Genomic DNA, 24,833 nt, shown 5'->3' with positions numbered 1-24,833 from the left:
CCTCGTCCGTGGTCGTCCTATTTGTGGAAGCGCGAACCCGAAGGGTTGTTCGAGCCGTGGATGTTGGTGTGGCAGGTCAGGCAGGCGCGGCCCATCAGGCGTTCGTCCGGGTTCGGCCCGCGGCCGAGGTTGGTCGGTACCTGCAGGTCGTTCGGGTGGCGGGTCATGGTGTGGCACTGCTGGCACAGCATCGGCACCGGCGCCACCAGCAGGGTCTGCTGGTTGGAGCCGTGCGGGTCGTGGCAGTTGAGGCAGCTCTCGCGCACCGGCGCGTGCTCGAACAGGAACGGGCCGCGCTTTTCGGCGTGGCACGAATAGCAGGTCTCGTTGACCGTATCGGTCTTCAGCAGCGGACGGGTCAGCGTGCCGTGCGGGTTGTGGCAATCGGTGCAGGCCATCTGCCCTTCCGGCAACGGCATGTGCGAGCGCCGGTTGAACTTGGCCATGATGTCCTTGTGGCAGGTGGCGCAGACCTCGTTGATCGAAGGCTTGGCCAGGACGCCTTCGGGCGACAGCCGCGCCATCGGGTTGTGGCAGTCGGCGCAGGACAGCCCGCGCGCCTCGTGCACCGAGCCGAGCCAGTGCTGGCGAGCGCCGCCGGCATGGCAGCCCAGGCAAACCTCGGTCTGGGTGTGCACGTCGGTTTTCGCGCCGTGGGTGAAGGCGATGATCGAACCGGGCTCGGTCGGGTTCTTCGCGTGTTCCGAGCCGGGGCCGTGGCAGCTTTCGCAGGCCGCCTGCGGACCACTGTCGGCCGCACCGGCATTGAACGCCTGCACGTGGATGGAGTGGGCCGCGTGCATGTCCTCCAGCGAATGGCAGGCGGCGCAGGTTTTCGCGCCCACAGGGTCGGCCTCGGGCGCCAGCGGGTTGTGCGGGATCGGGGCGGCGTCGAACGAGGTGGCGGGGCTGTCCTCGACCTGGCGCAGATGCGGGTTGTCCTTGCGGAAATCGCCCGCGCCCATGTCGGTGGCCGGGAGCATGCGTGCGATGTCGGACTGGGTCAGCGTACTGGACGGCTGACTGGCGGCCGGCGCCGGTGCGGATTGGGGGGCCGATTGCGCGCGGGCCGCGGACCAGACCACGCCTCCCAGGCCCACTGCGATGGACAGCACGGCCGCGAACGAAACCGGTATGGCACGCATGGCTCGCATCCCCGATGTCTGGCGAGAACCTGCAACGCGGGCCCCTGCCCCCAAGCCGGCAGCCCGACACGGCGGCGCCTGCATCCGCCGCCGCCAGGCCAATAGACCCTATGGCGTGAAGAGCGGATGCAAGCGTTTTGAGCGGTTCCACGCGGCATGGCCGCCGGCGCTGGCGCCGGTCGTGCCACTGGAACCCACCGTAAGTGCGTTTCGGAAACGTCCAGGTTGCATGGGCGGGAAATGGGGCTCGCGCATGCCTTTGCAGGAGCTCATTGGTGGCGATGCGCCGTCGCTACGGGCTGCCGAAGGACTTGCCCCGCAAGTGGTTCCTGCATGGGCGGCCAATGCAATGGGTCGGCTCGCGCCGTTCACATGGCGGCCGTGGGCGGCGTGCGCGGTGCACGCCGCCGATCGGGGCTTCAGGCGTTCGGTTCGCCGCAGCGGCAGGGCTGGCCGATGCCGCAGCCGCAACCGCAGCCGGGCTGGCTGGCAGGCGCGGCCTGGCAGCCGCAGGTGCAGGTGGCGCCGGCACAGTTGGCGCAGCGGCAGGCGAAGGTGTCGGTGTTGTTCATGGTCGTGTCCTCGTGGGGTAGGGGTACGGATGCTCGATCCGTGGACGTCATTGTCCGGACCACCCCTATCGCACGCTTGAATCGAAGGGCTAACCTTGCGGGGGTCCCTGTTCGACGCGGAGGCCCGCGATGTCCCCAGGCATGGCCGGCAACGGCAGCGATTCCCGCCGCCGCGTGGGTGGCGTCGGGCGGGTGTTGTTGTGGAAGGGCGCGAGCGTATGGGTCGGCCGCGACACCGGACAGGTGCAGCCGCACAGCCACCATGCCATCCAGATCACGCTCGCCGCGGCACAACCGATCCGCATCCGCGATGCGGCCGAGGAAAATTGGCTCGAGACCTCGGCGGCGATCGTGATGCCCGATCGCTGGCATGTCTTCGACGGTTGCGGGCAACCGGTGGCAATGGTGTTCGTCGAACCGGAGACGCTGGCCGGCCGCGCGTTGCTCGCGCGTTATGGCGAACACGACGTGAGCCTGCTTCCCGATGACGGCCTGGGTGCACTCGCCGCCGCGCTGCATGCCGTGTTCGACGCGCGCGGGACGGACCGGTCACTCATCGAGGCGGCGCAGCGCGTGGTCGAACACCTGGCCGCCACGCCCGCGGGTCCACAGGCCGTCGACCGGCGCATTGCCGTGGTGCTTGACCGCGTGCGCGACCAGCCCGGCGCCGGGCTCACGCTCACGCAGGCGGCTTCGATGGCGCATCTGTCGCCGAGCCGCTTTCGCCATCTGTTCGTGGCGCAGACCGGCATTTCGTTCCGCGCCTACCTGCTGTGGGCGCGCGTCGGTTTCGCGGTGACGCGGGGGCTGGCTAGCGGCTCGTGGACGGAAGCGGCACAGCAGGCCGGCTTCGCCGATTCGGCGCACCTGAGCCGCACCTGCCGCCGCATGTTCGGCCTGGCGCCGACGATGCTGGTGCCGGAAAGCCCGGCGCCCGCGGCCGGTCGCGCCACGGGCCGGCGGGTCGCGATCGGGGCCAGGGCCTAGGCCGGCGGCTGCCAGAGTTCGATGCGGTTGCCTTCGGGATCCATGATCCAGCCGAACGCGCCGTACTCGCTCTGGTCCACGCGTTCGTCCACCTCCACGCCGTCGGCGCGCAATCGCTCCAGCAATCCGGCCAGGTCATCGACGCGGAAGTTGATCATGTAGGCCTGCTGGCTCGGCTCGAAGTAGGTGGTGTCGGCGGGAAACGGCGTCCACAGCAGGTAGCCCGGGCGCGACGCATCCTCCTGGAAACGCACGCCGCCCCACGCCTCCGGTTCGAGCCCGAGGTGCCGCGCGTACCACGCCGTCAGCGCGCCCGGATCGCGCGACTTGAAGAAAATCCCACCCAGTCCGATGACCTTGGCCATGTGCCCTCCCCGGTTCGTCTACGACCGCGGATGCGGCCGTCTCAAGCGCGGGCAATAGTGCGCCAAGGCGACGGCATCGGCCACCCGCGCCTGCGGGTGCCGACGGCTCAACCGGCGACGGACAGGGTGGCGTGCTGGAAGAACGCCTGCACGTCGGCCAGTTCGCGCGTGCGCGGCATCGGCGGCAGGCTGGCAAGGAACAGGCGGCCGTAGCCCTTGCTGGTCAGGCGCGGGTCGCACAGCATCAGCACGCCGCGGTCGTGCACATCGCGGATCAGGCGGCCGGCGCCCTGTTTGAGCGCGATGGCGGCGGCGGGCACCTGCCAGCCCATGAACGGGTTGATGCCCGATTGCTCCAGCGCGTCCAGCCGTGCCTGCAGCACCGGATCGTCGGGCGCGGCGAACGGCAGCTTGTCGATCACCACCACACTCAATGCCTCGCCGGCGACATCGACGCCTTCCCAGAAGCTCGCCGCCCCGAGCAGCACGCCGTGGCCGCTGGCGCGGAACTCCTCCAGCAACTGGTGTCGCGGCGCGCTGCCCTGCACGAACAGCGGCCACGGCACGCGGTCGGCCAGCAGTTCGGCCGCGCGGCGCAGCGCGCGGTGCGAGGTGAACAGCAGGAAGGCGCGGCCGTGGGAAGCTTCAAGTACGGGCAGCGCGGCCTCGATCACGCACTCCGTGTGGTCGCGCCCGCTCTTGTCGAACATGTTCGGATCGGGCAGGCCCGCAGGCAGGTAGCACAACGCCTGGCTGGCGTAGTCGAACGGGCTGTCCAGGTGCAGCGCCTGCGGATCGTCCAGGCCGAGCTGGCGGGCGAAATGGTCGAAGCTGCCGGCGACCGAAAGCGTGGCGGAGGTGTGGATCCATGCCGCGCCGGTGCGTTCGCGCATGGCGCGCAGCGGCGCGGCGAGGTCCAGCGGCGTGGCGTGGAGGGAAAAGCCGCGCGGGAAGAGTTCGTACCAGCGCACGTCCTCGGCGCCGCCGCCGTCGACGATGCGGTCGAGCCGTTCGGCGAGCGCGGCGGCGCGCTCGTGCACGTTGGCCAGGCCACGCGAACGCTCAGCCTGCGAGGCGAGCAGGTCGGTGAAGGCTGCGAGCAGCTCGCCCAGATCCTGCAGGCCTTCATGCACGGCAGCCAAGGCGTCCAGTTGATGGAACGGGCCGCGCGTGGGCAGCGCGTCCATCGCAAGGCGCAGCCGGCGCAGTGCACCCTGCAACGCCTCGGCCGGTTCCAGCAGCAGGCCGATGGCGCCGGTGACGCCGCTGCATTCGCGCAGCGCGTCGGCGGCCAGGTCGCCTAATTGGCGTGCGCTGACACTCTGCGAGAAGAACTGGCCGGCCAGTTCGGGCACCTGGTGTGCTTCGTCCAAAATGAATGCGCCGGCGCCTGGCAGGATCTCGCCAAAGCCTTCCTGCTTGAGCGCAAGATCGGCGAACAGCAGGTGATGGTTGACCACCACCAGGTCCGCCTCCAGCGCCTCGCGGCGCGCCTTGACCACGTGGCAGTCGTCGAAGAACGGGCACTCGACGCCCAGGCAGTTCTCCGGCGTGGAGGTGACCCGCGGCCACAGCGGCGATTCCTCCGGCACCTCGGCCAGTTCCATGCGGTCGCCCGCGCGGGTGCGCGCCGACCAGGCGCGGATGGCGGCCAGCTGCGAAGCCTCGGTGCGTTCGAAGGTGCCGCCCTCGCGCACGGTCTGGTCCAGCCGGTACAGGCACAGGTAGTTCGCCCGACCCTTCAACAGCGCCGCCTTGCCGCGCATGCCGAGCACCGCGCGCACCTTTGGCAGGTCGCGAAAATAGAGCTGGTCCTGCAGCGCCTTGGTGCCGGTGGAGACGATCACACGCTCGCCCGAGAGCAACGCGGGCACCAGGTAGGCGTAGGTCTTGCCGGTGCCGGTGCCGGCCTCGGCGATGAGCGTGTCGCGGTTGGCGATGGCGTCGGCGACCGAGCGGGCCATCGCCTGCTGCGCGAGGCGCGGGGCGAAGTTGGGCAGCTCGCGGGCAAACGGGCCGTCGGCGCCGAGCAGCGCGCCGATGTCTTCAGGATCGGTCATCACGCAAGTATCGCCGAGGCGCCGCGCGGACGCACTGGCGAGCGACCCGGTGCCGGCGCACCATGGCCGGCAACCTTTTGGGGGAACGCGCCATGGGTGGGGAAAAGAAGGCCACGGCGGAACGGCTGGCCGCCTACTCCGATGCCGTCTTCGCCGTGATCGTGACGATCATGGTGCTGGAACTGGAGGCACCCGACCGGCCGTCGTTCTCGGCGCTGGTGCCGTTGTGGCCCACGGCGATCAGCTATGCGGTGAGCTATCTCTTCATCGCCGTCATCTGGATCAACCACCATCACCTGATGCGGTTCGCCGGCGAGCCCACGCTGGGGCTCATCTGGACCAACTTCATCCATCTCTTCCTGGTATCGCTGCTGCCGTTCGCGACTTCGTGGATCGCTCGCACCGGCCTCGCATCGGCGCCGATGGTCTTCTACGCCGGGCTCTTCGTGTGCATCGACATCGCCTACAACGTGTTCGAGTACCGGGTGCTGGCCAGGGCCGACCACCTGGCCGAACGCCCGCGGCGGATCGCGCGGCGACGGTCGCTGGCGGTGCTTGCCATCTTCGTGAGCGCGGCCTGCGTCGCGACAGTCGCCCCGCGCGTAGGCTTCGGGCTCATATGCGGCGGCCTGATACTGCATCTGCGACCCGAAGCCGGACGCTGAACGTGCACGACCGATACAGCCCCACAGGACCTCAACCTCAGGAGCACACGATGTCGACCGAACTGCAGATGCTGGTGTGGAGCGTGATCCTTGGACTGGTACAGATCGCCATCGCGGCGGCTGGCTCGATGGCTCAGCGCGGGCCGGGCTGGGCAGCCAGCGCGCGGGACGAGCCCGCGGTGCCGTTGACCGGCGTCGCCGGACGACTGGACCGTGCGCGCGCCAATTTCCTGGAGACTTTTGCGTTCTTCGCCGCGCTCGTGCTCGCAGTGGTCGCGATGGGCAGGCAGGACGCGAGCAGCGCGCTGGGCGCGCAACTGTATTTCTGGGGACGGCTGGTCTACCTGCCGGTGTATGCGGCGGGTATCCCGTACCTGCGTACGCTGGTGTGGGCGGTGAGCATCGCGGGGATCGTGATGTTGCTCAAGGCCGCGCTCTGAGCGTGCGTCACTGCTCCCTCTCTCCGAAGGGGAGAGGGAACCAGGTTTTCAGTAACGCGGAACGCCTTCCTTGTGGCAGTCCTGCACGCCCTTGCGCGCTGCGATGGCGCCGGTTTGGTCGCCAGCCTGCTGGCGCATCTCGACCACCGTCTGCCAGTTGCGCGCGCACAGCGGCCCGAGTTGCGGCCCGAGCGACCAGGAATGGCGCGCCAGGCGCTCGGCACTGGCGTAGTCGTGCAGGCGGATGGCGACTTCGGCGCGGTCCTGCAACAGGTCCGGCGAGTCGGGATTGAGCTTCAGTGCCTGGTCGAGCTTGGCGGCCGCATCGGCGTAGCGGCCAGCGCGTTCGTCCGCCTGGGCGGCGTCCTGCCAGGCACTGACGCCGGGGTCGCGCAAGGGCGCCACGTCGATGACCGATTGCTCGCGAGCGCCAGCTGCGCGAATGGCGCCGACCATGTCGTGGGCCGGCAGCACCGGCTTTTCTTCTTGCGGCGGGACACTGAAACAGCCGGCGAGCAGCAGCGTGGCGAGCGTGGCGGAGGCAAAACGAAAACGCGAAACGGAAAACATCGAAAGGGTCTCTAGGGAAGCGTGGAAGCGGCGGGCGCCGGCGTGTTGCCGTCGCCGCCGAAGAAGTTGCCGATGCGCTGCCAGAAGCAACCCTCGCTGTCGGCCGGAAGCGAGCCGGCGACGACCGGGAACTGGCGCGCGCCCTCGCACTCGGGCTGCGTGGGCTTGCCGTCGACCGGATTGATCCAGGCCATTTCCAGGCCCTCGCCCGGCTGCGCCGAAAGCGGGCGCGTGGGCAGGTGCCGGAACAGGTCCTGCCAGGCGCGCAGGCCGCCGGTGGCGCCGAACAGGCCGGTCGGCTTGTTGTCGTCGCGGCCCATCCAGAACACCGCGAGCCGGTCGGCGGTGAAGCCGGCGAACCAGCTGTCGCGCATGTCGTTGCTGGTGCCGGTCTTGCCGGCGGCGTTGAGCCAGGCCAGCGACGAGTCGCCCAGGCTGTGCGCGGTGCCGTACTCGGCCACCTGCTGCATCGCCCAGGTGACCAGCCGCACCGCTTGCTGGTATTCGCCCTTGCCGCCTTCGATCTCGTAACGCTTGACGGTATGCCCCTCGCCGTCCACCACGCCGCGCACCGCCAGCAGCGGCAGCGCGTGGCCGTCCGCGGCCACGTATTCGTAGAGCTGGGCGACCTGGAACGCCGACATGTCCACCGCGCCGATCAGCATCGAGGGGCTCGGGTTGATGTCGGTGAAGCCGAACGACTCCAGGAACGCCTTGACCCGTTGCACGCCGACGGCGAGGCCCAGGTGGATGGTGGCCAGGTTCCACGAATGCGCCAGCGCGTCGACCATCGGCACGAAGCCGTGCGACTGGTTGTCGTCGTTCTGCGGCATCCAGGTCTTGCCGCTGGGCTGGCGCAGCATGATCGGCGAATCGTCCAGCGGCGTGCCCAGGTTCCAGTGCGCCGGATCGGTCAGCGCCACCAGGTAGACGAAGGGCTTGACCAGCGAGCCGATCGGCCGGCGCGCATCGAGCGCACGGTTGAAGCCGGGGTCGCCGGGCGTCTTGCTGCCGACCACCGCCAGCACGCTGCCCGTGTCGGTATCGGTGACCACGCCGGCCGCCTGCACCTTGTCGCCGCGCTTGCCCATGTCCTTGATGGCGGTGGTGATCGCCTGTTCGGCGTAGAGCTGCGCGGCGGGGTCGAGCGTGGTGAAGATCGACAACTTGCCGTTGCGCAGCGTCTCGTCGTCGAAATCGTTGGTGATCTGCGCACGCACCAGCTGCATGAACGCCGGGAAGCGGTTGTGCGGCAGTTGCGCATTCGTCGCGATGTCCAGCGGCGCGGCCTGCGCGGCGTTGACCGGGCCGGCGCCAAGCAGGCCGGTGTCGTAGAACTCCTTCAGCACCAGGTTGCGCCGCGCCAGTGCGCGCTTGGGGAAGCGGCGCGGGTCGTAGTAGCTCGGGCCCTTGACCATGCCCACCAGCAGCGCGATTTCCTGCGGCCGCAGGTCCTCCAGCCGGCGGCCGAAGTAGAACTCGGCGCCCGCGGCGAAGCCATGCACCGCCTGGTTGCCCTGCTGGCCCAGGAAGACCTCGTTGATGTAGGCCTCCAGGATGCGGTCCTTGGAGTAGTGCGCCTCGATCAGCAGCGAGAGCAGCGCTTCGTTGAACTTGCGCACCAGGTTCTGGCTGCGGTCCAGGAACAGGTTGCGCACCAGCTGCTGGGTCAGCGTGGAGCCGCCCTGCACGGTGTGGCCGGCGCGCAGGTTGGCGAAGGCGGCGCGCAGGATCGCGCTGAAATCCAGCCCGATGTGATGCTTGAAGTCGCGATCCTCGACCGCCTGCAGGCCGGTCACGAGCAGCGGCGGCACGTCGGCCAGGCGCACGATGCGGCGCTCTTCCTGCTGCGCGCCGTAGACGGTGGCGATGCGCGCCGGATCCAGATGGGCGAGCTTGATCGGCGCACCCGTGGCCGCCTCGGCGAGCGACTCGACCTGGCCGCGGCCCAGCGCCACGCGAATGCGCTTGGGCAGCTCGCCGCCATCCGGACCGGCGTAGCCGCGCGAGGAGATCACGTAGCGGCTGCCGTCGCGCGTCCAGGTGCCCGGCACCTTGCCGGCGGCATCGTGGATGTAGCCGGCGAAGGTCAATTCCAGTTCCAGCGCGGACGACGACATCGGTACGCCGGGGGCCAGCGCCAGCGGACGCGCATACACGCGCGTGGGCACGGCGAACACCAGGTCGTTGAAGCGATCCTGCACGCGCTTGTTGAGGATCAGCGTGTACGGCAGCACGAAACCCAGCCCCAGGCCCAGCGCAACCCAGAACGGAATGCGCAGCCAGCGCCAGCTGTGGCGCGCGAACGCGCCCATGCGAGAGATCAGTGCCAAGGTTTTCGAACCTGGATCCAAGGTGGGCTCCGATGATAGGGCGTCCCACCCGGCGCGCATCTGAACGTGGGCGGCGGGATGTGGCGTGGCGCGGGCGTCGGACTGGCGCGAGGCGGGCAAAACGGGGGGTGCGCTTCCGGCGCGCCGCGCAGACGCCGGGTCAGTCCGGCCCCCAACATTGCGCATCCGGCTGGAACGGCCGCGGGTGCACGTCGAGCAGGCGTTCCAGCTCGCTGTTGTCGGCGACCAGGTCGGCGTCCAGCCGGGCCAGCGGACCGCGCAACCGCGGGACTGCATGGCGGCCCAGGCGCAGCAGCCAGGTCGGGACCGGCAGCGGCAGGGTCGCCATCGGCAGGCTGCGCTGGACGCGGGCAAACATTTCGCCCGCCGTCAGCCGCTCGCCACCGCCGAGCATCAGCACGCGGTTGGCGGGTCGATCGATCGCGGCCAGCGTGGCCAGCGCGACGTCGTCCGCGTGGACAGGCTGGCGCAGGCCGCCACCGGCGGGTCGCGGAAAGGCGCGCGTGCGCATCGCCCGGCGCGCGAGCGGGGTCAGGCTCTTGTCGCGGCCAGCGCCGTAGATCAGTGTCGGCCGCAATACGGTCCAGGCGCAGCCCAGCACCCCGCAGGCGTCCACCAGTTCCGCTTCACCCTGCTGCAGCAGGCGCGCGATCTCGCGCTCGGCCGGCACCTCGGAAGCGGCCTTGCTCTGCGCGCTCATCGAACTGGTGGCCACGACGCGCGGTGAACCCGTCGGCGCCGCCGCGGCGAGCCAGCGCGCGAACGGCTGCAGCGGGCCATAGCTGACGATGGCGGACACTGGCGACATCGCGGGCACCGCATCGGGCAGGCCACCGCGCACCCAGCGCACGCCCTCGCTGTCGGCATGCGGCTCGCGGCTCACCGCGATCACCGACTCGCCACGCGCGCGCAGGCGCGGCAACAGGAAATGGCCGATCTGGCCGCTGGCCCCGAACACTACGACGGTCATGCAACCTCCGGTCAGTGGCCGGATTGCAGGCGACGCGACAGTTCGCTCACGCGCGGCAGGTAGGGTGCGAGCCTGCGCGCCTGCTCGATCGACTGCGCCGCGTTGGCGCGGTCGCCGCGGTCGAGCTGCTGCTCGGCCTGGTCCAGCCAGGCGTCGACCAGCCGCTCGCGCAACACGCTTTCGTTGGAATCGCCGGGTGACAGATCGCCAAGCGCGCCGAGCAATTCGCCGGCCTTGTCCAGGTTGCTGCTGGCGAGAGCCTGGTTGAACAACTGCACGACCAGATTGGGCAGGTCTTCCAGCCCCTGCAGCGCGGCCTGGTTGTTGCCGTCGATGGCCAGCGCGTTGCGGTAGAGGTCGTACGCGCTCTCGCCCGGAGGCAGCATGATCAGGCCCTGCGTGGCGGCGGTGCGGGCCCGGCGCACCAGTTCGGCAACCTGTTCGATCTGGTCGGCGGTCAGTTCCGGCGGCGGGGGCGGCGGCGGTTCGGCTTCGGGCGCAGGTTGCGCCGGCTTGGCGGCGGTCGGTGCCGGCTGCGTGGCAGGCGGCGTGGCTCGCGCGGTCTTGGTGTTGAGCCGCGCCCGCGCGGCGGCGAGATCGGCGGACTTGGGCGCCAGCGCCTCGGCCTGGTCGAGCAGGCGGGAGGCCTGGTCGGTGTCGTCGGCATCGAGCGCCGCGTTGGCCTGCACCACTAGCGCCTGGGCGACCTGGCCGAGGCCTGCGCGGGCCTGCACGTTGCCGGGATCGAGCGTGAGCGCGGCCTGGAATTTCGCCAGCGCGGTATTGTCGCCCTCGCCCGCGATACGGCCTTCGCGCAAGGCCTGCTGGCCCTGTGAAATGGCTTCGAGCAGGGCGCCGTCGTCCTGGTGCTGCGCCTGCGCGAGCGCGGCGCGCAATGCGGGCAGGTCGCCGTAGCTGGGCAGCAGCGCGGTCAGCTGGTCGATGAGGGTGGCGGCGGTGGCCGCGTCGCCATGGGCGAGCGCGGCGCGCGCCTGCTCGGCAAGGCCGCTGCCGACCTGATCCAGGCCGTGCTGGGCCACCGCGTTGTCGCGATCGGCGGCAAGCATCTGCTGGTACAGCGCGCCGGCGCCGTCCGGGCCGGTGAGCTTGCCCGCGTTGAGCGCTTTCTGCGCGCGTTCGACCAGGTCGTCGGCCGGCTGCGCGGCGCCACGCGCTTGCCGGATCATCCCGTCGAGCCGGTCGACGTCACTGCCGCCGCCGAGCAGCTCGCGGGCGACGGTGAGTTCCTGCTGCGCCTCGTCGAGGCGGCCAGCGCGGAAAGCGGCGTCGGCGCGCGAGAGTTCGGCCATGCCGACCTGGTGCAGGCCGTCACGGGCTCGGTCGTTGTCCGGTTCGAGCGCGCGCGCGCCCTGGTAGAGCTCGCGTGCGCTGGTGCCGTCCGTGCCGTCCAGATGGCCGTCCTGCAGCGCCTTGTCGGCGCGGCTCAGGACGTCGTTGAGCTCCGTGCGCGGGACCATGTCGCGCAAGCTGTTCTGGTATTCGCGCAGCATCCACACGCCGGCGCCGAGCAGCAACACGACCACCAGCAAGACCAGGTGCCAGCTGCGCAGGCGGATGCGCCGGCGACGCGGCGGTGGCGTCGTCCGCGGCGAATGGAAGGAGATCGGCGGCAGGCGATCGTCCGGGTCGTCCGCGCGCGGGCGCGGGGCATGCAGGTCGCCCAGGTCACCCAACGTGGGTTCGGCGCGCCCGTCCCGGCCGTTTTTGTCTCTGCGTCCGCTCATGGTCCATAGCTGTCCTGGCAACGGATCCAGCTTAGCATCGCCCACTTCACGCGCCCGGCGGTGAAGCTCGCGCATTCAGCTTGCGCTGACCCGCCTTGCCTCGACCACGTTGGGCAGCGCCACCAGCTTGCCGAGCAGGGACGAGAGCTGCTCGAAGTCGCGCACGCGCAGGGTGAAGCGCATCTCCACCTCGCCGGTGCGGCTTTGCAGCCGGCTGGAGGACGCCACGATCGGCGTGCCGACGTTGCTGATCAGGTTCATCACGTCCTTCTGCAGGCCCTTGCGGTCGAAGCCGTGCAGCTCGACGTCGACCTGATAGGACTGCGCCGTGGCCCGGCCCCACTCGACGTCGATCACCCGGTCCGGATCGCGTCGCGCCAGCCGCGCCAGGCTGGCGCAATCGGCGCGGTGCACCGACACGCCGCGGCCCTTGGTGATGAAGCCGCGCACCGGATCGCCCGGCAGCGGCTGGCAGCAGCGCGCCAGCACGGTCAGCAGGTTGCCCACGCCCTCGATGCGCAGCGCGCCATGGTCGGGCGTGACGTGGCGCGCGACCGGCTGCGCCGGAAGCGGCGCAGGTTCGACCGGGTGTGCCGCCTCCTGCAGCACGCGTGCGATCTGGCCGCCGCTGACCTCGCCCAGCGCGAGGGCGACCAGCAGTTCCTCGTGCGTCTTCAGGTGAAAATGGGCCGGCAGTTTCGACAGATCGGCATTGGGCAGCGCGAGGCGCCGGAGCTCCCGTTCGAGCAGTGCGCGACCGGCGGCGAGGTTGGCGTCGAACGCGATGCGGTGGAACCACGAGCGCGCCTTCTCGCGCGCACGGCTGGTGTTGAGGTAGCCGTGGTGCGGCGAGAGCCAGTCGCGGCTGGGTTCGGCGTTTTTCGCGGTGACGATTTCCACGCGGTCGCCACTGCGCGGCTGGTGGGTGAGCGGCACGATGCGGCCGTTGACCTTGGCGCCACGGCAGCGATGGCCGACCTCGGTGTGCACGTAATAGGCGAAGTCGAGCACGGTGGCGCCGTGCGGCAGGTCGAAGACCTCGCCCTTGGGCGTAAGCAGGTAGACGCGGTCTTCCAGCAGTTCGGTGCGCAGCTCGGCCGCCACCTCCTCGTCGGCGCGCGGCTCGAGAAGCTTGCGCATCCAGGCGATCTTCGCCTCGAACTCGGCATCGGCGCCGCCGCCCTCCTTGTAGCGCCAGTGCGCCGCGACGCCCAGCTCGTTGTCGCGGTGCATGGCGTGGGTGCGGATCTGCACCTCCAGCGTCTTGCCCTGCGGACCGATCACCGCGGTGTGCAGCGAGCGGTAGCCGTTGCCCTTGGGGCGGGCGAGGTAGTCGTCGAACTCGCGCGGCAGGTGCTGCCATTGCGCGTGCACCACGCCCAGAGCGCCGTAGCAGTCGGCCACATTGTCGACCAGGATGCGCACCGCGCGGATGTCATACAGGTCGGAGAAATCCAGGCCCTTGCGATGCATCTTTTTCCAGATGGAATAGATGTGCTTCGGGCGGCCGGCGAGGTCGGCCTTGATGCCGGCGTCCTTCAGCGCCGCACCGAGCTCGGCCAGCACTTGCGCGATGAACGCCTCGCGGTCGGCGCGGCGCTCGTCCAGCAGGCGCGCGATGCGCTTGTAGGTGTCCGGCTGCAGATAGCGGAAGGCCAGGTCCTCCAGCTCCCACTTCAGCTGCCAGATGCCCAGCCGGTTGGCGAGAGGCGCGTGGATGTCACGGGTGAGCCTGGCCAGCGCCATGCGCTCGGCTTCGGGCAATGCCATCGCGCCGCGCATTTTCGCCAGTTGCCGGGCCAGCAGCACGAACACCACGCGCAGGTCGCGAATGATCGCCAGCAGCAGCCGGCGCAGGCCCTCGTGCGTGCCGGTCTCGCGCTGCGCGTGCAGGGCCCAGACCTTCTGCGCGGCGAGCTGGCCTTCGACCAGCCGCTGCACTTCCAGCGGCAGCCAGGGCGCGCGTGCCTGCCAGGCTTCCGGGTCGCCCTGCGCCAGCTCGAACCACACCGCGGCCGCCTGTGTCTGCGCGTCGCAGCCGAGCATGGCGAGCAGGTCCAGCACGTCCGCGCATTCGGCCCCGTTCGCCGGCGTGCAGGTCGCCAGGGCATCCGCTAGCAGCGGCAACGCGGCCGCGCGGACTTGCCATTGAGCCAGGCGGGTCGATGCGGGATGGGTGGGCTGGGACATGGGAAGGGACATTCTAGAAGAAGGTCCTTGTCGGAGGCCGTAGCGGAGCCGAAGGGGAAGCGCGGAGCGCAGCGTTCAACCCGGCGGCAGGCGGATCACCCCAAGGCTTCCAACGCCCGCGCCAGGCGCTTGGCCGACACCGGTTCGGCGGTCCTCAGTTCCTGCGCGAACAACGAGACGCGCCATTCCTCGATCAGCCAGCGCAGTTCGTCGAGCTCTGCCCCGCCCCCGGCCTGGTGCCTGAGGTACTCGCGCCAGTACGGCAGCACCTGCAGCATGCGCTGCTGGTCCCTGGCCGGGTCCTGGCGCAGCCGTTCGGCACGCAGTCGCATGGCCTTGAGGTAGCGCGGGTAGTGCGCCAGGCGCGCGTTCGGCAGTTCGCGGGCGAAGCCGGGCGCGAGCAACGCGTCGAGCTGCTCGCGCAGGTCGTCGTAGCTGGCGCGGGCAAAGCCGATCAGCGGGGGGTCCAGCCAGGGCTTGAGATCGGCCTGGGCCTCGATGACCGGCTCGACCAGTTTCAGTCGCTCGACCGCCGCGGCGAACAGCTCGCGCGCAAGCGCGGTGCGCAGCGCCTCGAAATCACCGGCCGTGCGCGCGTCGAGGTCGTGCGTTGCCAACAGGTTTCCGAAGCCACCCTCGACCAGGTCCTCGCGCAGCGAGTCGACGCTGCCCAGCGGCGCGTATTTCAGCGACAGCGGATTGGCGATCGGCAGGCGCCGACGGGCCTGCTTCATGTCGCTGGCCAGCGCGTTGCGCAGCAGCCGCTCCACGCCTTTCAGATGCGCCGCACGGGCTTCGTCGCGACGTTCGAACACGCGCAGCGCCACCGCCTCGCCCAGGTCGACCAGCGCCGGGAAGGCGGTGAGGCCGCCCTCGGAGCGCACCTGCGGGGGAATTTCCTCGAAGTCCCAGCGGATGACGTCCTCGCGCGTCAGCTCGACGTCGGTCTTGCGCGAGAAGGCTTCGCGGGCTTGCGTTTCCCATTGCGCGCGCAATGCGGCGAGGTCGCGGCCGGTGGCCAGCGTCTTGCCGCGCTCGTCGTGCAGGCGGTAGCGCATCTTCAAGTGGGCCGGCAATTCCACCGCCGCGAATTCGGACGGCGGCGCGTCCACGCCCGTGGCGCGCTTGAGGAAGGCGGCGAGTGCCTGGAGCAGCGGCTGCTCGCGCGGCGCCTCGGCCTCCACGAAGGCGCGCGCGAAGTCCGGCGCGGGCACGAAATTGCGCCGCAGTGCCTTGGGCAGCCCGCGGATCAGTTCGGCCACCTTGTCGACCAGCAGGCCCGGCACCAGCCATTCACAACGGGCGGCCGGCAGTGCGTTGAGCATCGCCAGGGGCAGTTGCAGGGTGACGCCGTCGGCCTCGTCGCCGGGGACGAAGCGGTATTCGAGCTTGTAGTGTTGTGGCGGAAGGTCGAGCGTGGCCGGGAACGCCTTCGGGTCGAGCCCGGCACCGCCGGCCATCACGTCGTCGAGCGACCAGCGCAGCGCCGCCTGCTCGGCCGGACGCGCGCGGCTGTACCAGGCGTCCAGGGCGCGCGTGCTGGCGATGTCCTGCGGCAATTTGTTTTCGAAGAACGCCGCCAGTTCATCCTCGCCGCGCACCAGGCCTTCGCGGCGCTGCTTCGCCTCGATCTCCCGCGCCTGCGCCATCACGCGCTGGTTGGCGCGGACGAAATCCGCGCGCGCGTCGAGGTCGCCGCGTGCCAGCGCCTCGCGAAGGAAGATCGCATGGGCGAGTGCCGGGTCCTGCTTCTGGAAGGTGACCGGGCGGCGCTCGACCAGGGTCAGCCCGAACAGGCTGACCTGCTCGTAGGCGACCACCGTGCCGCGCTTGCGCGACCAGTGCGCGTCGCGACAGCTGCCCTTGACCAGGTGCGCGGCCTGTTGCTCGATCCAGGCCGGTTCCACGCGCGCGCAGCTCATGCCCCAAACGCGGCCGCCGACGTCGAGGATCTGCGCGGCGAACAGCCAGGCGGGCGGCGTCTTCGCAAGCGCCGAGCCAGGGAAAACCTGGAAGCGGCGCTCGCGGGTGGAGCGGTAGACGCCCTTCTCGTCCTTGTGGCCGACCTGGGTGGGCAGGCCGGCGAGCAGCGAGCGGTGGATGGCTTCGTATTGTTCCGGGCTCGCTGCATCTTCGCCGAGCACCGGACTCTGGCCCACTCTCCCTTCTGGAGAGAAGGTTGGGGTGAGGGGCCGGGGATCGCCCGGAGCTTTCCTGGTGGGGCGGGAACCTTGCGCCTCGCTGCGCGAAGCACGAGCTGAGGCACCTCGGGCTGGAGCCTGGCTCTTTCGCGAGGGTGTCCCCTCACCCCGACCCTCCCCCCCGAGGGGAGAGGGAGCAGGTTTGGCGCTGGCGTCCAGCTTCCATCCCAACTCGGCTACCACGAGCAACAACTGCCGGTGCAGCTCGCGCCATTCGCGCATGCGCAGGAACGACAGGAAATGCCGCCCGCACCAGTCACGCAGTTTCGATTGGGTCAGCTCCTCGTGCGCCTTGGTGTACTCGCGCCAGAGATTGAGCACGCCGACGAAATCGGATCTGGGATCGGCAAACGCCGCATGCGCCGTATCGGCCTGTTGCCTCGCATCGGAGGGCCGCTCGCGCGGGTCCTGGATGGAAAGGAACGCCACGACCACCAGCAACTCGCGCAGGGCATGGCGTTCCTGCGCCTCGACCAGCATGCGCGCCAGCTGCACGTCGATCGGCAGTCGCGCCAGCTGGCGACCGATGGCGGTCAGGTGCCGGCGCTCGTCGATGGCGGAGATCTCCGCCAGGCGCCGGTAACCGTCGCCCACCATGCGCGGATCGGGCGCCTCCAGGAACGGAAAGTCCTCCACCTCGCCCAGTTTCAGCGAGAGCATGCGCAAAATGACGTTGGCGAGCGACGAGCGCAGCAGTTCCGGATCGGTGTAACGCGGCCGGCTTTCGAAATCCGACTCGCCGTACAGCCGATAGCAGATCCCCGGGCCGATGCGCCCGCAACGACCCTTGCGCTGGTCGGCCGCCGCCTGCGAGACCGGCTCGACATGCAGCCGCTCGAGCTGGCTGCGCTGGCTGTAGCGCATCACCCGCGCGCTGCCCGTGTCGACGACGTAGCGGATGCGCGGCACGGTCAACGAGGTTTCGGCCACGTTGGTCGCCAGCACGATGCGCCGCTTCGGTCCGGGCTTGAACACGCGATCCTGGTCGGCCGCCGACAGGCGCGCGTACAGCGGCAGCACTTCGGTCTCACGGTACTGGCGGCGCGAGAGCAGCAGGTGCGCGTCGCGGATCTCGCGTTCCCCGGGGAGGAACACCAGCACATCGGCAGGACCGCCGCCGAGGCTGCGGTCGGCCATGATTTCGTCGAGCACCAGGCCGATGTGTTCGGCGCTGCCTTGCTGGATGCGGTCGGAGGTGTCGCGCGCGTGGGCGCCGCGATCACGCGCCGGGGCCGGCGCTCCCGGAGCGTCGGCGGCGCGCCAGCGGACTTCGACCGGGTAAGCGCGCCCTTCGACCGACACCACCGGCGCGTCGTTGAAATGTTGGGCGAAGCGTGCGGTGTCGATCGTCGCCGAGGTGACGATGATCTTCAGCTCCGGCCGCTTCTGGGCCAGGCGCTTGAGGTAGCCGAGCAGGAAGTCGATGTTGAGGCTGCGCTCGTGCGCTTCGTCGATGATCACCGTGTCGTAGGACGACAACCACGGATCGCCCTGAGTCTCGGCCAGCAGGATGCCGTCGGTCATGAACTTGACCAGCGTGCGCTCGGACACCTGGTCGTTGAACCGCACCTGGAAACCGACCTGCTCGCCCAGCGCCGTGCCCAGTTCCTCCGCCACGCGGCGGGCGACCGAGCGCGCAGCCAGGCGGCGCGGCTGGGTGCAGCCGATCATGCCCGCCTCGCCGCGGCCGGCGGCCAGGCACAGCTTGGGCAACTGGGTGGTCTTGCCCGAGCCGGTTTCGCCGGCGATCACCACGACCTGGTGCTTGCGGATCAGTTCGACGATCTCGTCGGCGCGTGCGCTGATCGGCAACGATTTGTCCAGCCGGATCGCCGGCTTGGCCGCGGCGCGCACCTGGCGTCGCGCCGCCGAGGCGGCGACGTCGGCCGCCAATGCATCGAGCTTGCGGGAATCGGGCTGGCGCGAAAGCCCGCGCCACCGTCCCAGCAGCCGGCCGAAGTCACGGCTGGACACGCCCGCGAGCGCCTCGCGCAAGGCGCGCAGGCGGGCGTCGTCGGGCTTCGGGGGCGGAGTGTCGTTCATGGGACCGCACATGATAGCCGCAGGCTATGGGCCTCATCGGAACGATTCATTTCACGGCGCGGGCGCCAGTCGGTACCGTGGATCCCGTACCCGCTCACGAGGAGGGATTTCCATGACCAACATCGGCATCGCCCCGCAGGATCGCCAGACCATCGCCGAACAGCTGTCCAAGCTGCTGGCGGACACTTATTCGCTATACCTGAAAACCCACAGCTTCCACTGGAACGTCACCGGCCCGCAGTTCAACAGCCTGCACGCCATGTTCGAGACCCAGTACAACGAGCTGTGGCTGGCTGCCGACGAGATCGCCGAGCGCATCCGCACCCTGGACGTGTTCGCCCCCGGCTCCTACAGCCAGTTCGGCAGGCTTACTTCGATCAAGGAAGAAGCTGGCGTGCCCGACTGGAAGGACATGGTCAGCCAGCTCGTCGAAGGCCACGAGATTGCTGCCCACACGGCCCGCGGTGCGATCAAGGTCGCCCAGGACGGCGGCGACGAGGGCACCGCCGACATGCTCACCGGCCGCCTGAAGCAACACGAGAAGACCGCCTGGATGCTGCGTTCATTGTTGAGGTAGCAGGGAGTTACGGCGGCAGCCGGGCCGGCGGCCATCGACATGCTTCGTATCGCCTCCCCGCGGGCGGTCGCAGTGGCGGCCGTCAGGCAGGGCACGACGGGCTCGCACCCCAACTGGTGCGAAAAGCGGCCGGCGCATCAGTGGCGCGTGCAGGGCAGCCCTCAGGGCCGCTTCGAAACGAGTCTTCTCGAAACCGCAAGCACGCCAAGCGTTCCCACAACTACGACGACGATTTGCGCATTGGCGCTAATCAACGGAGCCAGAAAGACGAAAAACACCACGCTCCAGATCAGGATTGAAACCAGCGGCACCCACGTCCCTTTTTTCACGAACTCTCTCCGCGCCCCGTGAACAAGAAGCGGGCCCCGCCGAAGCCGGCGCCCGCCTGTGCAAATTTACTGTCTCGGCATCGAATGGAAGTACCCGGGATTGTGTTCGACCGCCTCCGCGAAGGCGATTCCAATGATTCCGGCGCCTGCCAGGCCGATACCGGCGGCATCCAGTCCGAACGACAACGCGAAACCGGCGATATCGCCTCGCCAGGCGAGTTCGGGAACGTTGACCACGCCACCCGACACATTCATTACTTCGGCTGATCCCATCGCACGCATTCTTCCCTCTCCTTTTGTAGCTGCGAATCGTCAGGCCGCCGCAAGCCTCACGCGGGCGATCTCCGACAACGCCAGATTGCAGGCCTGAATCCCCCTGTGGCGCGTCGCCATGCTCCCGTTCCAGAGGACCAGCGTGGGACTTTCGACGACCTGTAGCGCATCGGCCAACAGCCGGTAAGGCACCGGAACGATCGTGCTGGCACCGAACATCGTTTCCTCTGTCACGTCCAGGCCATCGATGACCAGGCGCAAATCGATCCAGTGGGCGAAAAGCTCGGAGGACTGCTCCAGGTATTTCAGGAAAGTCATGCATACCTGACACCGGGTGGACAGAAAAATCAGTGCGAGCGGCTTGCTTCCCCGACCTGCCTCGCCCAGTAGCGCGGCTCCCTGCTTACCCCCATCGGCCATTGGCGCCCCGAGGAAGTTCTGCATGGCGAGTCCTGCGGAAAGCAGATAGAAACCGACGGCCACTGCGGCGGCGAATGCGCAGAACAGCCAGACCGGCATGCGCCAGCGCATCGACAGGCAAGCGCACACGAGCTCGGCCACCAGGACGATCAGGAACACCATCTCGGCCCGTAACCCCGCGCTCAGCGAGGCGGAGCCAAAACAGGGGCAGCCTCCCCTGCCGTGTCCGAAAACGCGGAACAGCCAAGCCGAAAGCACCAACACACCACAGGTGACGATCAGGAAGCCCGCGCTGCCGGGCCCGATGGTCAGCGTTGCCGCGAGCAGGGCCGCCTCGGCTCCGAGGACGGCCGGGAAAAGCACGGGCCCGCGCACACGTGGGAAACGATCACGCAACCATTTATCGACGGCGCGTCGATCCCGTAACTTGAGCAGGATTGACAGCAGCAGGACGCTGGCGAGAAGCACCGTGCCTGCACATCGGGACAAATCGATCATGGGAGCATCCGCGTGATCGGAAATCGAAGCCGGTGGCTGTCGATTCACCAGCCGAAATACTTGAGGACGACACCGATCACGATCAGCGCAATGCCCAGGCCGGTGAATGCCGAGCGCAACTTTGTCTTGGCGAGCCTCATACATGTCCTCCCCCGAAAAGAAGAACCTGGATCCCATGCGGGATCCAGGTTGCCATCGAAATGGTCAGTTCATCGCCTCGCCGAGCTCATAGCCGAAGTCGTAGCAGGCACCGGCTTCCACCATGGCACCGCCCACGAGCAGCCACAGCCCATCCGAAGCGGCGGTGAGAATCGCGCCACCGACGCACTCGAGGCCGGCCGAGATAAGCCCACCATTGACGTTCTTCACCTGATCGAAGGTCAACTTCTGCATGATCGTTTCCTTTCTGTTGAGTTGATTGACAGATCCGTTACTGCACTTTCGATCGCTTCCCTTCCCCCATTCATCGCCCCATCCTGGGTCGACTTGCCTGGCTATGGGCCGCCAGGCTGATTTCGCGATCCGCGCTCGAGACGCTTTCCTGCCGGTGGGCGATGATCACCCTGGTGATATCCAGGCCCCGGACGGCCTGGGTGATGAGTCGCTCCCGTTCCACATCCAGGTGGCTGGTCGCCTCGTCGAGCAGCAGAAGCCTGGGCTCGCGATACAGGGCTCGAGCGAGGATCACCCGCTGCTTCTGGCCGCCGGAAAGGCTCGAACCCATGTCGCCCACCAACGTCTGGTAGCCCATCGGCATGCGCGAAACCTCATCGTGGATGGCCGCCATGCGGGCTGCTGCCTCGATCCGTTCGTCCGACTGGCCGGCCTGGAAAAAGGCGATGTTGTCCGCCAGGGAACCGGCGAACAGCTGGTCCTCCTGCATGACGGCACCGACCATGCTTCGAAATCGCCTCACCCCGATCTTCTGCAACGGCACGCCGCCGAACAGGACCTCGCCTTCGGTCGGTTCCAGCAGCCCCAGGACGATCTTCACCAGGGTCGTCTTGCCGCAGCCGGAAGGCCCCGTGATCGCGACGCACTCGCCGGACTCGATCCGCAGGTTGCAGTCCTTGAGCACCCAGGGCTCGCCGTCGGCGTAACGGAAGCTGACGTTGCGCAACTCGATGCTCGAATCCGGAATAGAGCCGGCCCAGGTAGAGGCGTCTTCGGGCTCCGGACCCGCCAGGGCCACGTCGGCGAGACGCTCGGCATGCAGCCCCAGCATCTTGAAATCGACCCATTTGTCGATCAGCCCGCCGGAGCGGCTGGTGAACTGATCGGCGAAGCTGACGAAGGCGATCATCATGCCGGCCGAAAGGTTGCCATCCAGGGCCTGCAGGGCGGCGATCCACACCAGGGCAACCCGTCCTACGCCGAAGATGAGCTGGTTGCCCGCGCTGAACGCGATCGTCAGCCGCTGCACGCCGACATCCCGGTTGGTGGTCTCGACCGTGGCATTGGCATAGCGTGCCGAACGCTCGCCCTGCTGGTTGGCCAGCTTGACCGGCAGCACGCCCCGGATCGATTCCAGCAGTTCGCTCTGCTGGCGGGCGGCATAAACGATCTGGTCTTCGGTTGCGCGCCTGAAGGGTCGGAAGAAGACCCAGCGCAACAGCCCATAGAGCGTGAACACGCCTGCTACCCAGAGGGTAAGCGGCACGCTGTAGAAACCCATCACCACCAACGTCGTGATGGCCATGACCCCGTCGAGCAGGGAACCGATGAACTGGGTAGTGAGCGTCTTCTGGATGGTCTGCGCCGAACCCAGGCGCGACACCACGTCGCCCACGTGCCGCTTCTGGAACCAGTCCAGCGGCAGCTTCAGCAGATGCCGCACCAGGTTCGCCTGCCACTGGACGCTGACCGTGGCGCCCAGCCATGTCAAAGTCCAGGAGCGCGCCGCGGTAAAAGCGGCCTGCAGGACGGTGACGCCGAGGAAGCCGATCCCCAGCAGCGTCAGCAGGTCGCGATCGGCCGAAACCAGAACCTGATCGATGACCCACTGCATGAAGAACGGGCTGACCAGCGAGAACAGCTCCAGCACGACGGCCAGCGCGAGCACCTGCAGAAGGGCTGGCACGATTCCATGGAACTTGCCCGTGAGCGCACGCAGCGTGACGTGCCGGCGAGCGCTGACCGGCTTGAATTCCGGGCTTGGGGAAAGCTCCAGCGCGACGCCCGTGAAGTGGTGCGAGGCCTCATTGAAGCTCAACGACCGCACGCCCCGCGCAGGGTCGTGGATGACCACGCGCCGCGCGGTGACGCTCTTCAGTACCACGAAGTGATTGAGATCCCAGTGCAACACGCTGGCCGGCTTGAGCTGGGCAAGCTCCGCCAGTTCGAGCTTCAACGGCCGCATGGAGAAACCCAGCTGGCCCGCGATGCCCATGATCTGCGGCAGGTTCGTTCCCTTCAGGGATGTGGAGAATCGGCGGCGCAGCCCGGCCAGGTCGACGTCGTGCCCGTGGTAGGCCGCAACCATCGCCAGGCAGGCCAGGCCACATTCGGCCGCCTCGGTCTGCAACATCAGCGGCAGCGCGCGGCGCCAGCCGAACTGCAGTTGCGAGCGGTGGCCTGGCGTGCCCGTCGGACGCTCGTCCGGCTGCGTTCCGTCAGCCATGCGCTGCCTCCGCGGACAAACGGTGCCCGATGCCGTACAACGGTTCGAACACCCACTCGATCAACCGGCGCCGCTCCATCAGGATGTCCGCCTCGAGCGCCATGCCGGGCTTGAGTGACTCGGCCTTTCCGTAGGCCGACACCGTCTGCCGATCCAGGTCGACCTGCACCCTGTAAAGGGGTTCGTGCGCCTGCTGGCCGACCAGCGCACCTACGTCCGCCGGCGACAGCGCGCTGCGCGACACATCCGTCACGTGTCCGTACTGCTGGCCGAATTTCTGGTAGGGAAATGCCTGGTACCGCAGCACCACGCGGCTGCCCGGCTCGATGAAGCCGATCGCGCGGCTGGGCACCAGCAGCTGCGCCTGCAGACGGGAGCCGTGCGGCAGGATCGACAGCAGCGGCTGCGCCGCATTGACCATCTGCCCAGGCTTGAACAGCACCGCCGACACGACGCCGTCGCGCGGAGCGCGCAATACGACGGCTCGTTGCACCTCGTTCTGGGCGATCGACTGGCTGATCGTTGCCAGCTGGCGTTCGGTCTCGTTGCGTCGCGTGGCGGTGTCCAGCGGGAGCTGCTCCAGCTGCTCCCGGACCGCCTGCAGTTGCTGGCGAACATCCAGCTGCTGGCGGACCAGGGCCTTGTATTGCGTTTTGGCCTCGATGACCGAAGCCTCCTGCTGCTGGATCTGCAGCGCGGAGACGTAGCCCTTGCCGCCAAGCGGACGGATGCGCTCCAGCAATTGCTCGGCGCTGGACGCCTGTTGTTGTTGCAGGCCGATCTGGCCACTGACCTGGTCCAGTTGCGCCTGCAGCAGCCGAGCCTTGTCGCGCATGGCATCGGCCTGTTGGACAGCAAGTTTCTCCTGCGTCCGGAGATCGGCCTCCAGGCCCGCGCGCTGCTGGTCGAGCTGGCGACCGACCAGCGCATGTGTGTCGCCGAGCACGCTGCTGTCCTGCGCGCTGGTCAGTTCGAGCAGGACATCGCCCGCCTTGACGCTCTGTCCGTCACTGACCACGACACGGCTGATCGTGCCCGCGGTCGGTGCAGCCACGTTCAGCAGGCCGGCGCTGGGGACGAGCTGGCCTACGACACTCTCGCGCCGCGTGTAATGCCCGAAAACCAGGAGCAGGACGATGCTGGCACCCAGCGCGAGCGCTAGCGCGGCCACGAGCCAGCGCGACAGTGGAGCGGCCACGGCGATGCCGCCCAGCCAGCTGCCTTGCCGTGCTTCCAGCACTTCGCGCCGAAACAGCGATTCCCCTGACACGTCCCTGCCCCTTACGATCCTCCCCCGAGGACCGTTCCCTTTTTTCAGGTTTCCTCATGGTGAGGATAAAAGTCAACAGGATGGGGATATGAGCGCGACGCTCGAGCTACTGGCGAAGTACAAGCAGGCCCTGGCCGTGCACGCGGACAGTGCGGCCGCGCACGCGCTGGGGGTGAAGAACCAGACGGTGAGCAACTGGCGCACCCGCGGCAGCCAGGCCGAGCCGTGGCTGATCGAGAAGATGTGTGCGGCGGTGGGCGAGACCACGGCGCCATGGTTGTTGCGCGTGCAGTTCGAGCAGGCGCCGGACACCTCCAACAAACAGGTCTGGCGTCGCGTGGCACAGCACTTCGGCTGCAAGATTGCCGGCCTCGCCTCGATCGCGGGCCTGCCGGGCCTGCGTTCCGGGCTGGCCGGCGCCGCGGACTGGGTCGATGGCGAGGCCGCAGGCCGGGTGTTGCTGACGTTGCTCGGAGATTGGCCCCTGTTCTGATGTCCTGGATTCCGCTATCCGGGACCTGGACGCCGCGAGCACCGAG

20 protein-coding genes are annotated in these 24,833 nt (G+C 68.7%); 5 read left to right on the top strand and 15 right to left on the bottom strand.

Features of this window, described 5'->3' with window-relative positions:
* Positions 1-17: 17 nt before the first annotated feature.
* Together ACFWZ4_RS14570 and ACFWZ4_RS14565 are read right to left on the bottom strand one after the other, a co-directional pair.
* Positions 18-1,145 carry a DmsE family decaheme c-type cytochrome gene (locus tag ACFWZ4_RS14570; RefSeq protein WP_439705396.1) on the bottom strand — a complete coding sequence of 376 codons (1,128 nt, stop codon included), beginning with the start codon at positions 1,143-1,145 and terminating at the stop codon, positions 18-20.
* Positions 1,146-1,564: 419 nt separating this feature from the next.
* Positions 1,565-1,717 (bottom strand): hypothetical protein, encoded by a 153-nt coding sequence (locus ACFWZ4_RS14565; protein ID WP_439665513.1) that lies wholly within the window; start codon positions 1,715-1,717, stop codon positions 1,565-1,567.
* Between the two features lie 129 nt (positions 1,718-1,846).
* On the opposite strand from ACFWZ4_RS14565, the gene ACFWZ4_RS14560 reads away from it, so the two are divergent.
* Positions 1,847-2,704 carry a helix-turn-helix domain-containing protein gene (locus tag ACFWZ4_RS14560; protein WP_439705395.1) on the top strand — a complete coding sequence of 286 codons (858 nt, stop codon included), beginning with the start codon at positions 1,847-1,849 and terminating at the stop codon, positions 2,702-2,704.
* On the opposite strand, the gene ACFWZ4_RS14555 is transcribed toward ACFWZ4_RS14560, so the two are convergent.
* Both ACFWZ4_RS14555 and ACFWZ4_RS14550 read right to left on the bottom strand, forming a co-directional pair.
* The gene (locus ACFWZ4_RS14555; RefSeq protein WP_439705394.1) at positions 2,701-3,069 is read right to left on the bottom strand and encodes a VOC family protein; all 369 of its coding nucleotides are present in this window, start codon (positions 3,067-3,069) and stop codon (positions 2,701-2,703) included. The two genes, ACFWZ4_RS14560 and ACFWZ4_RS14555, sit on opposite strands and share 4 nt — an antisense overlap.
* 107 nt (positions 3,070-3,176) lie before the next feature.
* Positions 3,177-5,129 (bottom strand): ATP-dependent DNA helicase, encoded by a 1,953-nt coding sequence (locus tag ACFWZ4_RS14550; RefSeq protein ID WP_439705393.1) that lies wholly within the window; start codon positions 5,127-5,129, stop codon positions 3,177-3,179.
* A gap of 92 nt (positions 5,130-5,221) precedes the next feature.
* Here ACFWZ4_RS14550 and ACFWZ4_RS14545 point away from each other — a divergent pair, with 92 nt between their 5' ends.
* Both ACFWZ4_RS14545 and ACFWZ4_RS14540 read left to right on the top strand, forming a co-directional pair.
* Complete coding sequence (locus tag ACFWZ4_RS14545; RefSeq protein ID WP_439705392.1) at positions 5,222-5,794, top strand: TMEM175 family protein; 573 nt, start codon at positions 5,222-5,224, stop codon at positions 5,792-5,794.
* 50 nt (positions 5,795-5,844) lie between these two features.
* Positions 5,845-6,234 carry an MAPEG family protein gene (locus ACFWZ4_RS14540; protein WP_439705391.1) on the top strand — a complete coding sequence of 130 codons (390 nt, stop codon included), beginning with the start codon at positions 5,845-5,847 and terminating at the stop codon, positions 6,232-6,234.
* 48 nt (positions 6,235-6,282) lie between these two features.
* Here ACFWZ4_RS14540 and ACFWZ4_RS14535 read toward each other — a convergent pair whose 3' ends face one another.
* The 6 genes from ACFWZ4_RS14535 to hrpA all read right to left on the bottom strand — a co-directional run bounded on the left by ACFWZ4_RS14535 (position 6,283) and on the right by hrpA (position 18,307).
* Positions 6,283-6,804: a tetratricopeptide repeat protein gene (locus tag ACFWZ4_RS14535; RefSeq protein WP_439705390.1), complete on the bottom strand. Its 522-nt coding sequence runs from the start codon at positions 6,802-6,804 to the stop codon at positions 6,283-6,285.
* Positions 6,805-6,815: 11 nt separating this feature from the next.
* Entirely contained in the window at positions 6,816-9,119 is a 2,304-nt protein-coding gene (mrcB, locus tag ACFWZ4_RS14530; protein ID WP_439705522.1) for a penicillin-binding protein 1B, read from the bottom strand.
* Positions 9,120-9,297: 178 nt separating this feature from the next.
* Positions 9,298-10,128, bottom strand: coding sequence for an NAD-dependent epimerase/dehydratase family protein (locus ACFWZ4_RS14525; protein ID WP_439705389.1), 831 nt, complete (start codon positions 10,126-10,128; stop codon positions 9,298-9,300).
* Positions 10,129-10,139: 11 nt separating this feature from the next.
* Positions 10,140-11,873 (bottom strand): hypothetical protein, encoded by a 1,734-nt coding sequence (locus ACFWZ4_RS14520; protein ID WP_439705388.1) that lies wholly within the window; start codon positions 11,871-11,873, stop codon positions 10,140-10,142.
* Between the two features lie 75 nt (positions 11,874-11,948).
* Complete coding sequence (locus ACFWZ4_RS14515) at positions 11,949-14,063, bottom strand: RelA/SpoT family protein (protein ID WP_439705387.1); 2,115 nt, start codon at positions 14,061-14,063, stop codon at positions 11,949-11,951.
* A 95-nt stretch (positions 14,064-14,158) separates the two neighbouring features.
* On the bottom strand, positions 14,159-18,307 hold the full coding sequence (hrpA, locus tag ACFWZ4_RS14510; RefSeq protein WP_439705386.1) for an ATP-dependent RNA helicase HrpA: 4,149 nt from the start codon (positions 18,305-18,307) through the stop codon (positions 14,159-14,161).
* 112 nt (positions 18,308-18,419) lie between these two features.
* Between hrpA and ACFWZ4_RS14505 the strand changes: the two genes are divergently transcribed.
* Positions 18,420-18,884 (top strand): Dps family protein, encoded by a 465-nt coding sequence (locus ACFWZ4_RS14505; RefSeq protein WP_439705385.1) that lies wholly within the window; start codon positions 18,420-18,422, stop codon positions 18,882-18,884.
* Positions 18,885-19,279: 395 nt separating this feature from the next.
* Here ACFWZ4_RS14505 and ACFWZ4_RS14500 read toward each other — a convergent pair whose 3' ends face one another.
* The 5 genes from ACFWZ4_RS14500 to ACFWZ4_RS14480 all read right to left on the bottom strand — a co-directional run bounded on the left by ACFWZ4_RS14500 (position 19,280) and on the right by ACFWZ4_RS14480 (position 24,294).
* Positions 19,280-19,495: a hypothetical protein gene (locus ACFWZ4_RS14500; protein WP_439705384.1), complete on the bottom strand. Its 216-nt coding sequence runs from the start codon at positions 19,493-19,495 to the stop codon at positions 19,280-19,282.
* A gap of 30 nt (positions 19,496-19,525) precedes the next feature.
* Positions 19,526-20,404 (bottom strand): hypothetical protein, encoded by an 879-nt coding sequence (locus ACFWZ4_RS14495; RefSeq protein WP_439705383.1) that lies wholly within the window; start codon positions 20,402-20,404, stop codon positions 19,526-19,528.
* Positions 20,405-20,608: 204 nt separating this feature from the next.
* Complete coding sequence (locus ACFWZ4_RS14490) at positions 20,609-20,797, bottom strand: class IIb bacteriocin, lactobin A/cerein 7B family (RefSeq protein WP_231323835.1); 189 nt, start codon at positions 20,795-20,797, stop codon at positions 20,609-20,611.
* Positions 20,798-20,867: 70 nt separating this feature from the next.
* The gene (locus ACFWZ4_RS14485; RefSeq protein ID WP_439705521.1) at positions 20,868-22,931 is read right to left on the bottom strand and encodes a peptidase domain-containing ABC transporter; all 2,064 of its coding nucleotides are present in this window, start codon (positions 22,929-22,931) and stop codon (positions 20,868-20,870) included.
* Between the two features lie 85 nt (positions 22,932-23,016).
* Positions 23,017-24,294 (bottom strand): HlyD family secretion protein, encoded by a 1,278-nt coding sequence (locus tag ACFWZ4_RS14480; RefSeq protein ID WP_439705382.1) that lies wholly within the window; start codon positions 24,292-24,294, stop codon positions 23,017-23,019.
* Positions 24,295-24,382: 88 nt separating this feature from the next.
* On the opposite strand from ACFWZ4_RS14480, the gene ACFWZ4_RS14475 reads away from it, so the two are divergent.
* Positions 24,383-24,787 (top strand): hypothetical protein, encoded by a 405-nt coding sequence (locus ACFWZ4_RS14475; RefSeq protein ID WP_439705381.1) that lies wholly within the window; start codon positions 24,383-24,385, stop codon positions 24,785-24,787.
* Positions 24,788-24,833 lie beyond the last annotated feature (46 nt).

It is taken from the genome of Frateuria sp. GZRe12, assembly GCF_051900535.1.
Lineage (GTDB): Bacteria > Pseudomonadota > Gammaproteobacteria > Xanthomonadales > Rhodanobacteraceae > Frateuria_A.
This window is presented reverse-complemented; position numbering and strand designations above follow the sequence as displayed.

Coding starts and splice junctions, on each gene's coding strand:
- ACFWZ4_RS14570 (WP_439705396.1), bottom strand. CDS start 1,145: ATGCGTGCCATACCGGTTTCGTTCGCGGCCGTGCTGTCCATCGCAGTG.
- ACFWZ4_RS14565 (WP_439665513.1), bottom strand. CDS start 1,717: ATGAACAACACCGACACCTTCGCCTGCCGCTGCGCCAACTGTGCCGGC.
- ACFWZ4_RS14560 (WP_439705395.1), top strand. CDS start 1,847: ATGTCCCCAGGCATGGCCGGCAACGGCAGCGATTCCCGCCGCCGCGTG.
- ACFWZ4_RS14555 (WP_439705394.1), bottom strand. CDS start 3,069: ATGGCCAAGGTCATCGGACTGGGTGGGATTTTCTTCAAGTCGCGCGAT.
- ACFWZ4_RS14550 (WP_439705393.1), bottom strand. CDS start 5,129: ATGACCGATCCTGAAGACATCGGCGCGCTGCTCGGCGCCGACGGCCCG.
- ACFWZ4_RS14545 (WP_439705392.1), top strand. CDS start 5,222: ATGGGTGGGGAAAAGAAGGCCACGGCGGAACGGCTGGCCGCCTACTCC.
- ACFWZ4_RS14540 (WP_439705391.1), top strand. CDS start 5,845: ATGTCGACCGAACTGCAGATGCTGGTGTGGAGCGTGATCCTTGGACTG.
- ACFWZ4_RS14535 (WP_439705390.1), bottom strand. CDS start 6,804: ATGTTTTCCGTTTCGCGTTTTCGTTTTGCCTCCGCCACGCTCGCCACG.
- mrcB (WP_439705522.1), bottom strand. CDS start 9,119: ATGGGCGCGTTCGCGCGCCACAGCTGGCGCTGGCTGCGCATTCCGTTC.
- ACFWZ4_RS14525 (WP_439705389.1), bottom strand. CDS start 10,128: ATGACCGTCGTAGTGTTCGGGGCCAGCGGCCAGATCGGCCATTTCCTG.
- ACFWZ4_RS14520 (WP_439705388.1), bottom strand. CDS start 11,873: ATGAGCGGACGCAGAGACAAAAACGGCCGGGACGGGCGCGCCGAACCC.
- ACFWZ4_RS14515 (WP_439705387.1), bottom strand. CDS start 14,063: ATGTCCCAGCCCACCCATCCCGCATCGACCCGCCTGGCTCAATGGCAA.
- hrpA (WP_439705386.1), bottom strand. CDS start 18,307: ATGAACGACACTCCGCCCCCGAAGCCCGACGACGCCCGCCTGCGCGCC.
- ACFWZ4_RS14505 (WP_439705385.1), top strand. CDS start 18,420: ATGACCAACATCGGCATCGCCCCGCAGGATCGCCAGACCATCGCCGAA.
- ACFWZ4_RS14500 (WP_439705384.1), bottom strand. CDS start 19,495: ATGCGTGCGATGGGATCAGCCGAAGTAATGAATGTGTCGGGTGGCGTG.
- ACFWZ4_RS14495 (WP_439705383.1), bottom strand. CDS start 20,404: ATGATCGATTTGTCCCGATGTGCAGGCACGGTGCTTCTCGCCAGCGTC.
- ACFWZ4_RS14490 (WP_231323835.1), bottom strand. CDS start 20,797: ATGCAGAAGTTGACCTTCGATCAGGTGAAGAACGTCAATGGTGGGCTT.
- ACFWZ4_RS14485 (WP_439705521.1), bottom strand. CDS start 22,931: ATGTTGCAGACCGAGGCGGCCGAATGTGGCCTGGCCTGCCTGGCGATG.
- ACFWZ4_RS14475 (WP_439705381.1), top strand. CDS start 24,383: ATGAGCGCGACGCTCGAGCTACTGGCGAAGTACAAGCAGGCCCTGGCC.